This is a genomic window from Nocardia sp. NRRL S-836 (assembly GCF_001279525.1).
In the GTDB taxonomy this organism is placed as follows: Bacteria; Actinomycetota; Actinomycetes; order Mycobacteriales; family Pseudonocardiaceae; genus Lentzea.
Window position 1 is genome coordinate 1 of sequence record NZ_LGDY01000012.1, and the last position, 495, is coordinate 495.

1 protein-coding gene is annotated in these 495 nt (G+C 70.3%); it reads left to right on the top strand.

Annotated elements, in window-relative coordinates:
* Positions 1–9 precede the first annotated feature (9 nt).
* A partial coding sequence (locus tag ADL03_RS03300; protein ID WP_369808922.1) for an AAA family ATPase occupies positions 10–495 on the top strand: 486 nt, incomplete at its 3' end.

The window sequence follows — 495 nt, forward strand, 5'->3', positions numbered from 1 at the left end:
CTGCCGGCTGTGTCCGGGCTTGTCGGAAGGCGGCAGGAGCTGCTGCGGCTTTCTCGTGAGGCCGAGACCGGTGGTGTTGTCGTGATCGCGGGGCCTCCCGGGGTCGGGAAGACGTCGCTGGCGGTGGCGGCGGCGGATGGTCTGGTTTCCTCCTTCCCGGACGGTTGTCTCGCGCTGGACCTGCGCGGTGTCGACGACCGGCCGGTCAGCTCCGCCGCCGCATTGGAACGGATGTTGACCTCGCTGGACGTGTCGCCGGGGCGGATGCCCACGACGGTCGAGGAGCGCAGTTCGTTGTTCCGCAAGGTGGTGCGGGATCGGCGGGTGCTCGTGGTGCTGGACAACGCCCACGACGAGGGCCAGATCAGGCCGTTGCTCGCGATGACAGAGGGCAGCCTGACGATCGTGACCTGCCGGCGCGTGCTCGCGGGGCTGGAGTCGGCGCGCTGGCTGCTGCTCGACACGCTGACGCAGGACGGCGCCGTGGAGCTGGTC